The organism is Streptomyces sp. NBC_00704 (assembly GCF_036226605.1).
Lineage (GTDB): Bacteria > Actinomycetota > Actinomycetes > Streptomycetales > Streptomycetaceae > Streptomyces.
In genome coordinates this window covers 3,570,901-3,583,418 of record NZ_CP109000.1, presented here as the reverse complement: position 1 = coordinate 3,583,418, position 12,518 = coordinate 3,570,901, and the positions used below count along the sequence as shown (strand labels likewise).

Here is a 12,518-nt window from a genome sequence, read left to right as displayed (position 1 = left end):
GGATGACCGACGCTCGTGAGTCCCTCTCCGCCCCCCACACGATCCCCGTGCTCGACGGCCACGGCCTGCGGCTGCGCGCCTGGGACCCGGAGTCCGCCGCCGACGTGGAGGCGTGGCTGCGCGGGCACCTCGACCCGGAGTTCCGGCGCTGGAACACACCGGTGCGGACGGTCGCCGACACCGCCGGCGCGCGGGCCTCCCTGAAGGGCAAGAACGCGGACGCCGCCGCCGGGCACGCCCTGCCGTTCTGCGTCACGGACGCGGCCGACGGGACGATCCTCGGACAGGTCGCCGTCAACATGATCGACCGGGTGCTGAGCTCCGCCCGGGTCGGCTACTGGGTCCTGCCCGAGGCGCGCGGCCGGCACGTCGCCGGCAGCGCCCTGCTGCTCGCGACGCGCTGGGCGTTCACCGAGACCGGCCTGCACCGGCTGGAGCTGGGCCACGCCCTCGGCCACGAGGCCTCCTGCCGGATAGCCGAGCGCTGCGGCTTCCGGTACGAGGGGACCCTGCGCGGCGCGATGTGGGAGGCGGGCAGCCGGGACTCCTTCCGCGACGTCCACCTGCACGCCCGCCTGGCGACCGACCCGGAGCCGGAGTTCCCCTGACGCCCCGGAAAATGGCAGGCGGCGCGGGCCCCTTCCCCACGACGATGAAGCATGAGCCCTGACAGCCCTGACAGCCCTGACAGCCCTGACAGCGTGGATGGTCCCGGCGGTCCCGGTGGGTCCGCCCGCCCCGCCGGCCGCGGACGGCCCGACATCCCCGCCCCCGCCCCCGCCGCCTGGCGTCTCACCCGTGATCTCGACGGCTTCCTCGAGTGTGCCGGCGACTTCCTCGCCTCCCGTCCGGCGCTGCACACGGTCGCGCTGACCGTCGTCGACAGCCTGCGGCGCAGGGGCACGCACGTGTACGGCGACGAGGATCCCGTCTTCGGCGTGCTGGGCGGGGACGTCCGGGACGGAGGGGACGGCGCGGTCCGCGCGGTGTTCTTCCGCACCCCGCCCCACGGGATCTGCCTCACGTCCGTGACGGAGGAGGAGGCCGACGCCCTCGCCGCGACGCTGGCCGACGCGGGCCACCGATTCCCCACGGTCTCCGGCGAGCGCGACACCGCGGCGGCGTTCGCCGGGGCGTGGCAACGGCGCACCGCCACCGTGTCGCGGGTGGAGCTGCGCCAACGCCTGTACCGGCTGGCGGAGTTGACGCTGCCGGAGCCCGCCCCCGCGGGCCGGGCGCGGGTGGCCGACGCGGCCGACCGGGACCTGCTGGTGCGCTGGTACGAGGAGTTCGCGGCGGAGGTCGGCGGGCACCCGGCCCAGGACGCCGGCGCGTGGGCCGACTCCCGTGTCTCCTACGGCGGGATCACCCTGTGGGAGACGCCCGACGGGGTCCCCGTGGCCATGGCCGGGGTCACCCCCGAGGTGGCCGGCCAGATCAGGGTGGCCCCCGTCTACACGCCGCCCGGACTGCGCGGACGCGGCTACGCGGGCGCGGCCACGGCCGAGGTGAGCCGCGCGGCACGCGCCTCGGGCGCGGCGGAGGTGCTCCTCTTCACCGACCTGTCCAACCCGACGAGCAACGGCCTCTACCAGCGGATCGGCTACCGCCCGGTGGCGGACTTCGCGGTGTACGCGTTCGGGTAGGGGGCGTGGGTGTCCGAAGCGAGCGGGGGATGTGGTGGGTGGCTGCCGTGGGGGAGCCGCGTCCCGCGCGACGGGCACTCGTCTATGCCACGAGGATCACGTCCTGGCTGGCTTCCGACCGGCGGATCGTGTTGCTCACCGTCTTCCGGAAGACCAGGTGCGCGAGGAGGCCGAGGTCGAGCGCGCCGTCGTGGCGAAGGCGCTGCGCGAGGCCGAGCATGGCCCTCAGGGCCACAGCAGGTCTGTGGACCAGGTCCCGGCCGTGCGGCGGTAGCGCAGGCGGGTGTGGCGGCGGGCCGCGTCGCCCTGGAAGAACTCCACCTCGTCCGGGCGCAGCCGGTACAGGGTCCAGGTCGGGGACTTCGCCGCCGGGTCGAGGCGGGCCTGTTCCCAGGCGGCTCGCGAGGCCCGCGCCAGTTCCTCCGGCGAGGCCAGGACCTCGCTCTGCCGGCCGGTCAGCGCGGCGGCCAGGGCCCCGGTCGAGCGGGCGTGCAGGTCGGCCTGCGCCTCCTCGGAGGGGGCGGACGAGACGGGGCCGCGCAGCCGCACCTGGCGGCCGAGCACGGGCCAGTAGAAGGTCAGGGCCGCGTACGGGCGGGCGGCGAGCTGGCGGCCCTTGCGGCTGGTGGCGTGGGACGCGAAGGACCAGCCGTCCGCGTCCGCGCCGTGCAGCATCACGACGCGGGCGTCGGGCAGACCGTCCTCGCCGACGGTGGCGAGGGTGAGGGTGTGCGGCTCCCGCTCGCCCGCCGCGACCGCCTGCGCGAACCACTCAGTGAAGAGGGTCAGCGGGTCGGCGGGGGCCGACGCCGGGTCGAACGGCGGCAGTTCCGTCACCTCCGGGTCCCACACCCGCAGCGTCCTCAGCAGTTCATGCAGATCCGTGGCCATGCACCGAGTATCCGGTCAGTGCCGGGCGAACTGGACCCGGGTCGGCTGCACCACGTTCGCCCGGACGGCGATCCCCTCGACGGTGAGCCGCTCGCCGAAGACGTCGGTGAGCCGGATCGCGCTGCCGCAGCCGGCGCCGTGCTCGGAGAGGAAGTAGTTGTAGCCGGTGCGCGCCAGCCGGGTCCAGCTCCCGCCCGTGCGGACCTCCAGCCGGGCCAGCGGGTTGCGGTGGCCGATGGCCTGGATGCCGCACCAGTACGCGGAGGAGCCGGTCTTGTAGCGGATCGAGATCGTGTCGGACGTGGCCGGGCTCAGCACGCTCCAGGTGATCGCGATCCGGCCCGTGACGAGCGGCGCCAGCTCGGCGAAGGCCTGCCGGCTGAGGTCGATCTGGCCGGCCGCGCAGGGCGCCGGGCACTCGTTGGTGATCCGCACCGTCACGGACGCCCCGTTCGCCGCGTGGACGGACACGTACGCGCCGCACGCCCCGGACGTGTCGTAGTCGGCGGTGTTCATCGCCGCGGTCATGACGTCGGAGGTCGGGCCGTAGGAGCAGGCGCCGTCGCCGTCGCCGATGTCGTAGGCGGTCGCGACCCCCGTGTGGACGGTGCCGGGCCGGAGGCCTCCGGCCGACGCGGCCGCGCCGGAACCCGCGCGGGCGGCGGGCCGGGCCGCGGGCCGCGCCGACGGCGAGCCCGACGCGCCGGCCGGACCCGTGCCGGTCGGGTTCGGAGCGCCGGACGCCGTCGAGGCCTTCGGCGACGGTGACGGCGAGGGCGATCCCGTCGGCGACCCGGACCCGGTGGCCGAGGGGATCGCCGCGGGCGTCCCGTTCGCCGCGGCCCCGGCCGCCGGCTCGACGGCGCGTGCCGCGTCGCCGCTTCCGCCGCCGGGGCGGAAGGCCACGACCAGGGACACCACGAGCGCGACGGCGGCCACGGCCACCACGGCGACGACGGGGACGCGGCGGCCCGAACGCCGGTCGGGGCGGCGGGAACGGCGGTGCGCGGAGCTTGCCACGGGGGGATCCTTACGCGAGTCGGCGGAGCACGTCGGGCGGCGGGCCCCGGAATGCCATCGCGCGCCGAGCCTGCCGTCTCCCAGTGGCCGCCGCCCGCCGAAAGGTTGCCGCCCAACCCCATCCGTTTACTTCCATCCCCCTCGCCCCCTGCCTCCCTTGTCCCCCCCGTCCCCCTCGTCCCCTCGCCCTCTGCTCTCCTCCCGTGCGCCGGGGGATTGTCGGCGTCCGTCGCCACGCCACCTGCGCGCTCCCGCCCCCCCTCCGCGCTCCCGCCCCCGCCGCCGGGCGGCTCACCCGCGGGCCAGGACCACCGTCCCCGAGGAGCAGAACCAGCCGCCGGTGCCGGAGGCCACCGCGTGGCGGGGGAGGTTCCCGGCGCGATCCCGCACCTGCCGGGCCCCTGCCTCGCCCCTCAGCTGGCGCACCGCCTCGACCAGGAGGAACAGGCCGCGCATACCGGGGTGCTGGGCCGACAGGCCGCCGCCGTCCGTGTTGACGGGGAACTCCCCTCCCACCCGCAGCCGGCCCTTCTCCACGAACGGTCCGCCCTCGCCCTTGGCGCAGAAGCCCAGGTCCTCCAGGGTCACCAGCGTCATGTACGTGAACGCGTCGTAGATCTCGGCGAAGTCCATCTCGTCCGGGCGCAGTCCGGCCCGCGCGAAGGCCAGGCGGCCGCTCGTCGCCGCGGGGGACACCGTGAAGTCGTCCCACTCGGACATCGTGGCGTGCGAGACGTGCTCGCCGGTCCCCAGGATCCACACCGGTACGGTGCGGCAGTCGCGGACGTACTCCTCGGCGGCCAGCAGCACGGCCGCCCCGCCGTCCGAGCGCAGACAGCAGTGCAGTCTGGTGAACGGGTCGGCGATCATCGGCCCCGACAGGACGTCGTCGACGGTGACGGGGTCGCGGAACACCGCCTCCGGGTTCAGCGCCGCGTTCGCCCTCGCCTGCACCGCGACCTGCGCCAGCTGCTCGATCGTCGTGCCGTGGCGGTGCATGTGACGGCGGGCGGCCATCGCGTACTTGGCGATCAGGGTGTGGCCGTAGGGGGCCTCGAACTGGAGGGGGCCGCGCGCGCCGAAGGCGAAGGCGCCGCCGCGGCGGCCCGCCCTGATGTCCGCCCGGGGCGTCGCGCCGTACGCCAGCAGGACGGCGTCGGCGTGCCCGGCGGCGATCGCGTCGGCCGCGTGCGCCGCCATCACCTCCCAGGTCGCGCCGCCCACTGAGGTCGAGTCGACCCAGGTGGGGCGCAGGCCCAGGTAGCCGGCCAGTTCGACCGGGGCGAGCGTGCCGAGGCCGGCCGAGGCGAAGCCGTCCACCGCCTCGCGCCCCAGCCCCGCGTCCGCCAGCGCCCGGCGCGCGGCCTGGGCGTGCAGGGCGTAGGGGGTGACGTCGTCCACCCGACCGCAGTCGGAGAGCGCGACGCCGACGACGGCCACGTTCCGGGTCCCCGCTGTCATGAGAGGCCACCTTCCTCTGTGCATCTCGTTGCCGGGTCCCTAATATGACGGACCGTCAGATCAGGAGGAAGGGGCGGCCATGGACCCCGGCTTCACAGCCGAACAGGACGAGATCCGCCGCACACTGCGGGCACTGCTCCACGAACGGTGCGGCCCCGGCGAGCTGCGCGCCGCCCTCGACACCCCCACCGGGCACGATCCCGCCCTGTGGGCCGCCCTCGCCGAACAGCTCGGGCTGCCCGGCCTCGCGCTCCCGGAACGCCACGGCGGAGTCGGCTGCCCCCGCACCGACCTCGCGCTCGCCGCCGAGGAGACCGGCCGGGTCCTCGCCCCCACCCCGCTGCTCGCGACCTCCGTCCTGGCCGCGCCCCTGATCCTCGCGCTCGGCTCCGACGCCCAGCGCGCCCGGCTGCTGCCGCCGATCACCGACGGCACGCTCACCGCCGCCCTCGCCGTGCCCGCACCGGCCCTCGCCACCGCCCTCGCCCTGACCGGTCCGGGCGGCGGCGACTGGGCCGGCGGGGGCCGCGCGGGCGGCGTGCAGGCCCGCCCGGCCGACGGCGGCCGCTGGCGGCTGTACGGGGAGGCCGCGCAGGTGCTCGACGGCCACAGCGCAGGACTGCTGCTGGTCGCCGCGCACACCGGCGGGTTCGTCCGGTCGCGGACCCTGCTGTTCCTGGTGGCGGGGGACGCCCCCGGCGTCGTCCGGACCCGGCAGACCGCACTCGACGCCACCAGGGCGCAGGCCCGCGTCCAGCTGCGGCACGTGGAGGCCGAGCTGCTGGGCGACGACAGCGCGGACGGCGGCGCGGACGGCGGTGCGGACGGCGGTGCGGGCGGCTGTGCGGTGGACGAGGGGGCGGCCGTCCGGCGGGCCCTGGCCGACGTCGGCGACTTCGCCGCCGCCTTCCTCGCCTGCGAGGCCGTCGGGGCCGCCGGCCGGGCGCTGGAACGCACCGTCGAGTACCTCGGGCAGCGCGTGCAGTTCGGGCGGACGATCGGGTCGTTCCAGGCGGTGCAGCACCGGCTCGCGGACGTGTACGTGCGGATCCAGGCGGCCCGGTCCGCCGCCTACTACGCCGCCTGGGCCACCGGCCGGAGGGGCAGCGCCCCGGACGGCGCGATGTATGACGCCCCGGACGGCGCGATGTATGACGCCCCGGACGATGCTCCGGACGGCGTCGCGCGGGACGCGGGCGGGCTCGCGCTCGCCCAGGCCCTGGAGGCGCTGCGCCTCGCCGCCTCCGAAGCCGTCCAGCTGCACGGCGGGATCGGCTTCACCTGGGAGCACGAGGCCCACCTGTACTTCAAGCGGGCGGCAGGCGACGAGCTGCTGTTCGGGCCGGTGCACCGGCTGCGCGCCCACGCGGCCGAGCGGGCCGCCCTGTTCACCCGGACGGAGGTGACGGTGTGATCGGCGTCCGGCTGGTGCAGAAGGCGTCCTCGACGCGCGCCTTCGCCAAGGTCGCCCCTCGTGTGATCCCCGCGCTCGACCGGGCCGTCCACCGGCTCACCCGGGGGAAGGTCCTGCTCAGCGCCCAGATGCTGCCGGGGGTGATCCTCACCGCGACCGGCGCGAGGAGCGGGGTGCCGCGCCGGACGCCGCTGGCCTGCATGCCCGAGCCCGACGGCCGGGGCTGGACCCTCGTCGGCTCCAACTTCGGCCGCACCGGGCACCCCGCCTGGACGGCCAACCTCCTCGCCCGCCCCGACGCGGAGATCAGCTGGAAGGGCGCCGACATCCCGGTGACCGCCCGGCTGCTGACGGGGGAGGAACGGGCGGCGGCGTGGCAGCGGCTGCTGGACTTCTGGCCGCCCTACGCGACCTACCAGGAGCGCGTGGAACGTGAGATCCGGGTCTTCCGCCTCACACCGAGGCCCTCTGAACCACCCCGCAGCCCCGACCGCCGCGCCCCCGTCGACCGCCCCGACCGTCCCGCTGACCCGGCGCCCTAGAAGGCCCGCTGCACGAGCAGGAAGGCTCCGATGCCCAGCATCGCCGCGCCGGAGGTGCGGGTGACCGCGCGGGCCGCGGCCGGGCGGGCGCCCAGCAGTCTGCGGGCCAGGACGCCCACCGTCAGGTAGACGGCCGCGCAGCACGCCATGTGCAGCAGGCCGAGGACGGCCGTCTGGGCGGCGACCGGAAGGTGACCGCCCCCGGAGCCGGACCCCGAGCCGGAGCCCGCTCCCGCTCCCGTCCCGTTCCCCGTGGCGAGGAACTGCGGCAGGACGGAGAGGTAGAGGAGCAGGCCCTTGGGGTTCAGGCCGCTGATCGTGGCCCCGCGCAGGAACACCCGCGCCCCGCTCGTCCCGTCCGGGTGGACCGGCTCGCCGGCCTGCGGAGTGCCGGGCCGCCGCAGCACTCCCCAGCCCAGCCACACCAGATAGGCCGCGCCCGCCGCCGTCAGCGCGGTGAGCAGGGTGGGCGAGCCCGCGACCAGGACCGCCAGGCCCGCCGTCGCCAGCGCCGTGTGCAGGGCGTATCCGCTCACCAGACCGCTCACGGCGGCGCCGACCGAGCGGCCGCGCAGCCCGGCGGAGATCACGTACGCCCAGTCGGCGCCCGGCACGCAGACCAGCAGCAGGTCGACGGCGAGGAAGGAGATCAGCGTGCCCACGTTCATGGGAGGGACATTAGGCGCGATGCGGCCGAAAGTGTTCCCGATGTTTTCATGGAACGCCGGGATATGAGGGAAGATCTGCCTCATGGACGACGTCGACCGGAAAATCCTTGCCGAGCTCCAGCAGGACGGGCGGCTGACCGTGACCGAGCTGGCCGCTCGGGTGCGGCTCAGCGTCTCGCCGTGTCACCGCCGGCTGCGGGAGCTGGAGCGGTCCGGCGCGATCAGCGGCTACCGCGCGGTGGTGGAGCCGGCCGCCGTCGGGCTGACCTTCGAGGCGCTGGTCTTCGTCTCCATGCGGCAGGAGGACCGGGACACCGTCGTCGAGTTCGAGCGGGCGGTGGGCGAGGTGGAGCATGTGCTGGAGGCGCAGCGGCTGTTCGGGGAGCCCGACTACCTGCTGCGGGTGGCCACCGCCGACCTCGCGGCCTTCCAGCGGCTCTACGACGAGCGGCTCGCCACCCTGCCGGGCGTGCAGCGGCTGACGTCGACGCTGGTCATGAAGCACGTCGTGAAGGACCGGGGGCTGCCCGCATAGCGCGGCAGGCGGCGGTCCGACCGGATGAAGCACCGGTGAACCGCCGCCTGGCAGACAGGACTTGATGGTAAGAGTGGTGCGCCCTCGCGGGCTTCGCCGCTGCTTCGCCGCTACTTCGTCGGCTTCTTCCCGGTGATGCCCAGGTGCACCAGCAGCGCCAGGTTCGGCTTCAGCTCAGCCTGCTTGACGCCCCACGTCTGGAAGCCCTTCTGGTGCGAGGCGACGGCCGCGAGCATCGCGACGAGCGCGCCCGCGACCGCCGCCGGGTTCACGTCCTTGTCGACCCTGCCCTTGGACTGAAGCTCCGCGACCGCGTCCGAGAGGGAGTTGTTCACCGAGTTGAGGATCTTCATGCGGAGTTTGTAGAAGCGTTTGTCGCCCTCGGCCGCGCCGAGGTCGACCACGCGCAGGATCGCGTCGTTCTTCCGCCAGAACTCCAGGAAGCCGTCCACGAGTTCCTGCGCCGTCTGCCAGCCCGCCTTGCCGACCCAGGAGCGTCCGGCGACCAGTTCGGTCAACTCGGCCCCCTCCGCGGCCATTTGCTCGGCGATCTCCAGGACGGCGCCCTCGACGTCCGGGAAGTACTGGTAGAAGGTCGCGGGCGAAGTGCCCGCCTTCCGGGCGACATCGATGACCTTGACGTCCCGGTAGGGAGAGGAGCTGAGCATCTCGCTGAGGCAGTCGAGCAGCTTCTGCCGCGTCGCCTGCCCGCGCCGACCGGCCACGCGGCCGTCGACGGTACGCACTTGTCCTGTCATGCCGTCAGCTTACCGAGGGGTGATGGGAGCGCGATTCGGCCGACTGCAAATGGGGTGCGCGGGGGTCCGGAGGCGGCTGTGCCTGGTCTGCGGCTTGCGTGAACCGCCGTTAGTTTGGCTCCATGGCCGAAAACAGGGCATCGGTGTACGCAGAGGGCGTCCCCTGCTGGGTGGACGCGCAGCTCCCCGACGTGGACGCGGGCAAGCGGTTCTACGGTGAGCTCTTCGGGTGGACCTTCGAGGAGCGGCCGGAGGGCTACGGCGACTCCGTGTGGGCCCGGCTCGACGGCGAGCCGGTGGCCGCGCTGGGCCACAAGACCGACGGCCGGATGCCCACGGTCTGGACGGTGTACTTCGCCACTCCGGACGCGGAGGCCACCGCCCGGCGGATCGGGGCGGCGGGCGGCCGCCTGGTGACGGCCCCGATGCCGGTGGGCGGGCTCGGCACCGCCGCCCTGGCCGCCGACCCCGAGGCCGCCGTCTTCGGGCTGTGGCAGCCCGACGGCCTCCCGGGGTTCGGCGTGCGCCACCGGCCGGGCGCGTTCGCCTGGGCCCAGCTGTACGCGCGGGACACCGAGGCCGCCAACACGTTCTACGGGCATCTCTTCCACGAGGCGCTCTTCGGGCCCGGCGCCGCCCCCGACTTCGGCCGCGCCCCGGTGAGCGACGTCTTCCCGGAGATGATGCCGCCGCACTTCCTGGTGCACTTCGGGGCCGAGGACTGCGAGGCGGCCCTGGGCGCGGTGAGCCGGCTGGGCGGACGGGTGCAGGCGGGTCCGTTCACCGCCTCGTACGGCACGGTGGCCGTCGTCACCGACAATCAGGGGGCGTCGTTCGCGCTGCTTCAGCGGTGAGCGAGGGGTCGCACACCCCTCTCACCGGCGGGTTCGCCCCGCCGTGAGGATTTTTTGCCCGCATATGAAATGAGACACCCCGATTGCCCCCGGGTTCGCAACCGGCCGCCCGGCCAGGAAGAATCGGGGTGCGTGCCGCCATGGCGGTGCGGTGGTGAGACGCTGCACGGGGCCGTGCACACAAGTGGGTGGCGCGGCTCGTACGGGGAGGTGGCAGGCAAGTGGTGGATCAGCTGACGCAGCACGATCCTCGGCGGATCGGGCCGTTCGAGGTGCTGGGACGGCTGGGTGCCGGCGGCATGGGGCTGGTCTATCTGGCACGGTCGGCCTCGGGCCGGCGCGTGGCGATCAAGACGGTCCGCACGGAGCTCGCCGAGGACCAGCTCTTCCGCGTGCGCTTCACGCGCGAGGTGGAGGCGGCCAGGGCGGTCTCCGGCTTCTACACGGCCGCGGTCGTCGACGCCGATCCGCGCGCCGCCGTGCCCTGGCTGGCCACCGCGTACGTCCCGGCGCCCTCCCTCGAGGAGATAGTGAACGAGTGCGGGCCGATGCCGGCCCAGGCGGTGCGCTGGCTGGCGGCGGGCGTCGCCGAGGCCCTCCAGTCGATCCACGGCGCGGGGCTGGTCCACCGCGACCTGAAGCCGTCCAACGTGCTCGTGGTCGAGGACGGCCCCCGGGTGATCGACTTCGGCATCGCGTCCGGTGTTTCGAACACCCGTCTGACCATGACGAACGTGGCCGTCGGCACCCCCGCCTACATGTCGCCCGAGCAGGCGAAGGACTCGCGCAGCGTGACCGGCGCGAGCGACGTCTTCTCGCTCGGCTCGATGCTCGTCTTCGCCGCCACCGGCCACCCGCCCTTCCACGGCGCGAACCCGGTCGAGACGGTCTTCATGCTGCTGCGCGAGGGCCCGGACCTGGAGGGCCTGCCCGACGAGCTGCGCCCGCTCATCGAGTCCTGCATGCAGATGGACGCCACGGCCCGCCCCAACCCCGCCGATCTCCAGGCCCAGCTCGCCCCCCACCTCTTCGGCTCCGGCTCCGACGACAGCGGTACGGCGTCGGCGTGGCTGCCCGAGAAGGCGGTCACCCTCATCGAGACGCGCCGCGGCGGCCGTGCGGCCAAGCCCGCCCCCGTCAGCCCGCGCAGCGGCGGCGGTGGCGGCGGCGTGGGGCTGGGCCGGGGCCATGTGCCGCCCCCACCGTCGCACGATCCGGTGGTGCTGGCCCGGCCGGCCCAGCCGCCCGTGGCCGTCGGCGCCCCCGACACCGGTCCGGTCCGGCTGGCCGGCGCGGCCGTGCCGATCGGGCCCGGCCCGCGCGTCGCCGACGTGCGCGCGACGGCCGCCGTCAAGGCGCCGCTCGCCGAGCCGGGACTGGTCGCCAACTGGTCGCGGCTGCACCCCGGCGTCAACGGCGCCGACACGGCCCTCCCGGCCACGCAGGGCGCGCCCGCGGAGACCCCGGCGGGCTGGCGGCCCTGGCGTTTCCGCATGTCGAACGACGTGTGGGGGACCCCGTCGGTGGCGGGCGACCTCGTGTACGTCACCTCCTTCGAGGTGCACGCCCTGGACGTGGCGACCGGCCGGCGCCGGTTCAAGACTCGCGACGTGGCCTGGTCGATGGCGGTCGCCGACGGCCGCGTGCACGCCTCCGACGGGCCCACGCTGTTCGCCCTGGACGCCCGCGAGGGCGCCGATCTGTGGCGGCTGTCGACCGAGGCCTGGGTGTACTCGCTCAAGGCCGAGCGGGGCACGGTCGTCACCGGCACGCGCGGCGGCGGGGTGCAGGGCTGGGAGGCCTCCAGCGGGCACAAGCTCTGGGAGATCTCCGGCTGCCAGACCGACTTCGAGTCCCCGGAGGCCGGACCGGTCCTGCACGAGGGCACCGTCTTCGTCTGGCAGGACGCCCGGCTGAGAGCCCTGGACGCCCGCACCGGCGAGGAGCGCTGGGCGTACCCCATCGGCGACACGGCCTCCTGCGGCGGCGTCCCGGTGCGCGTCACCCCCGCCCCCGACGGCTACGTCTACGTCTCGGCCGGCACCCGCGTCCTCGCCGTCGACATCGCGAGCGGCCGGGTGCGCTGGCACTTCGAGGCGCCCGCGGTCTTCCTGTCCCCGCCCGCCTTCGTCCCCGGCCCCGCGGTCACCGGCGGCGGTGTCTACCTCGCCGACTACCTCGGCACGGTGTACGCCATCGACGCCACCGACGGCCGCGACCGCTGGCGCATCGCCACCGAGGCCCGCTCCTGCGTCGACCCCGTGCTGGTCGCCGCCGGCCATGTCCACGTGGGCAGCGGCAAGGGGCTCTACACCCTGGACGCGGTCACCGGCACGCCCAAGTGGCGCTTCCAGGCGGGCGGCGACATCGTGGGGGCCCCGGCGGTCGCGGAGGGCCGTATCCACTTCGGCTCCACCGACCACCTGCTCTACACCCTGAAGGCCGACGACGGCCGGCTGCGCTGGAAGCTGGCGACCGGCGGGGAGATCACCGGCTCGCCGGTGGTGCGCGACGGCGTCGTGTACGCGTGCAGCAAGGACCGCTGCGTGTACGCGCTGGACGCGGAGAAGGGCACGGGCACCGCGCGCACGGCGTGAGCCGGACCCGCGGCGCCCGCGCCCGGCGTCCCCGAGCCCGTCGCCCGGGCATGCGCACCCGGCGGGGACGGACCGGTCGCAGCGTCGTGACATGGCCGTGACAGGCAGTGTCTAGGCTGTCCGGATGGATCG

Annotated in this window: 13 protein-coding genes; 7 read left to right on the top strand and 6 right to left on the bottom strand. The window is 74.9% G+C overall.

Features of this window, described 5'->3' with window-relative positions; all coding sequences use genetic code 11:
- Positions 1 to 2 precede the first annotated feature (2 nt).
- Entirely contained in the window at positions 3 to 608 is a 606-nt protein-coding gene (locus tag OG802_RS15545) for a GNAT family N-acetyltransferase (RefSeq protein ID WP_329411086.1), read from the top strand.
- Between the two features lie 51 nt (positions 609 to 659).
- Positions 660 to 1,646 carry a GNAT family N-acetyltransferase gene (locus OG802_RS15540; RefSeq protein ID WP_329411085.1) on the top strand — a complete coding sequence of 329 codons (987 nt, stop codon included), beginning with the start codon at positions 660 to 662 and terminating at the stop codon, positions 1,644 to 1,646.
- 82 nt (positions 1,647 to 1,728) lie between these two features.
- Here OG802_RS15540 and OG802_RS15535 read toward each other — a convergent pair whose 3' ends face one another.
- The 4 genes from OG802_RS15535 to OG802_RS15520 all read right to left on the bottom strand — a co-directional run bounded on the left by OG802_RS15535 (position 1,729) and on the right by OG802_RS15520 (position 5,018).
- Complete coding sequence (locus OG802_RS15535; protein ID WP_329411083.1) at positions 1,729 to 1,866, bottom strand: hypothetical protein; 138 nt, start codon at positions 1,864 to 1,866, stop codon at positions 1,729 to 1,731.
- 5 nt (positions 1,867 to 1,871) lie between these two features.
- Complete coding sequence (locus tag OG802_RS15530; protein WP_329411081.1) at positions 1,872 to 2,537, bottom strand: pyridoxine/pyridoxamine 5'-phosphate oxidase; 666 nt, start codon at positions 2,535 to 2,537, stop codon at positions 1,872 to 1,874.
- 15 nt (positions 2,538 to 2,552) lie between these two features.
- Positions 2,553 to 3,557: an expansin EXLX1 family cellulose-binding protein gene (locus tag OG802_RS15525; protein WP_329411080.1), complete on the bottom strand. Its 1,005-nt coding sequence runs from the start codon at positions 3,555 to 3,557 to the stop codon at positions 2,553 to 2,555.
- Between the two features lie 291 nt (positions 3,558 to 3,848).
- Entirely contained in the window at positions 3,849 to 5,018 is a 1,170-nt protein-coding gene (locus tag OG802_RS15520) for a thiolase C-terminal domain-containing protein (protein ID WP_329411078.1), read from the bottom strand.
- A 79-nt stretch (positions 5,019 to 5,097) separates the two neighbouring features.
- On the opposite strand from OG802_RS15520, the gene OG802_RS15515 reads away from it, so the two are divergent.
- Positions 5,098 to 6,432 (top strand): acyl-CoA dehydrogenase family protein, encoded by a 1,335-nt coding sequence (locus OG802_RS15515; RefSeq protein WP_329411077.1) that lies wholly within the window; start codon positions 5,098 to 5,100, stop codon positions 6,430 to 6,432.
- Positions 6,429 to 6,974: a nitroreductase family deazaflavin-dependent oxidoreductase gene (locus OG802_RS15510; protein ID WP_329411075.1), complete on the top strand. Its 546-nt coding sequence runs from the start codon at positions 6,429 to 6,431 to the stop codon at positions 6,972 to 6,974. Before OG802_RS15515 ends, OG802_RS15510 begins: the two co-directional genes overlap by 4 nt.
- Here OG802_RS15510 and OG802_RS15505 read toward each other — a convergent pair.
- The gene (locus tag OG802_RS15505; protein WP_329411074.1) at positions 6,971 to 7,642 is read right to left on the bottom strand and encodes a LysE family translocator; all 672 of its coding nucleotides are present in this window, start codon (positions 7,640 to 7,642) and stop codon (positions 6,971 to 6,973) included. The genes OG802_RS15510 and OG802_RS15505 overlap by 4 nt on opposite strands.
- An 82-nt stretch (positions 7,643 to 7,724) precedes the next feature.
- Between OG802_RS15505 and OG802_RS15500 the strand changes: the two genes are divergently transcribed.
- A complete protein-coding gene (locus OG802_RS15500) occupies positions 7,725 to 8,177 on the top strand; it encodes an Lrp/AsnC family transcriptional regulator (RefSeq protein ID WP_329411073.1) in 453 nt (150 codons plus the stop codon).
- Positions 8,178 to 8,287: 110 nt separating this feature from the next.
- On the opposite strand, the gene OG802_RS15495 is transcribed toward OG802_RS15500, so the two are convergent.
- The gene (locus OG802_RS15495; protein WP_329417080.1) at positions 8,288 to 8,923 is read right to left on the bottom strand and encodes a TetR family transcriptional regulator; all 636 of its coding nucleotides are present in this window, start codon (positions 8,921 to 8,923) and stop codon (positions 8,288 to 8,290) included.
- A gap of 134 nt (positions 8,924 to 9,057) precedes the next feature.
- On the opposite strand from OG802_RS15495, the gene OG802_RS15490 reads away from it, so the two are divergent.
- Together OG802_RS15490 and OG802_RS15485 are read left to right on the top strand one after the other, a co-directional pair.
- Complete coding sequence (locus tag OG802_RS15490) at positions 9,058 to 9,789, top strand: VOC family protein (RefSeq protein ID WP_329411072.1); 732 nt, start codon at positions 9,058 to 9,060, stop codon at positions 9,787 to 9,789.
- 221 nt (positions 9,790 to 10,010) lie between these two features.
- Positions 10,011 to 12,386, top strand: a complete 2,376-nt coding sequence (locus OG802_RS15485) for an outer membrane protein assembly factor BamB family protein (RefSeq protein WP_329411071.1) — start codon at positions 10,011 to 10,013, stop codon at positions 12,384 to 12,386.
- Positions 12,387 to 12,518: the final 132 nt, after the last annotated feature.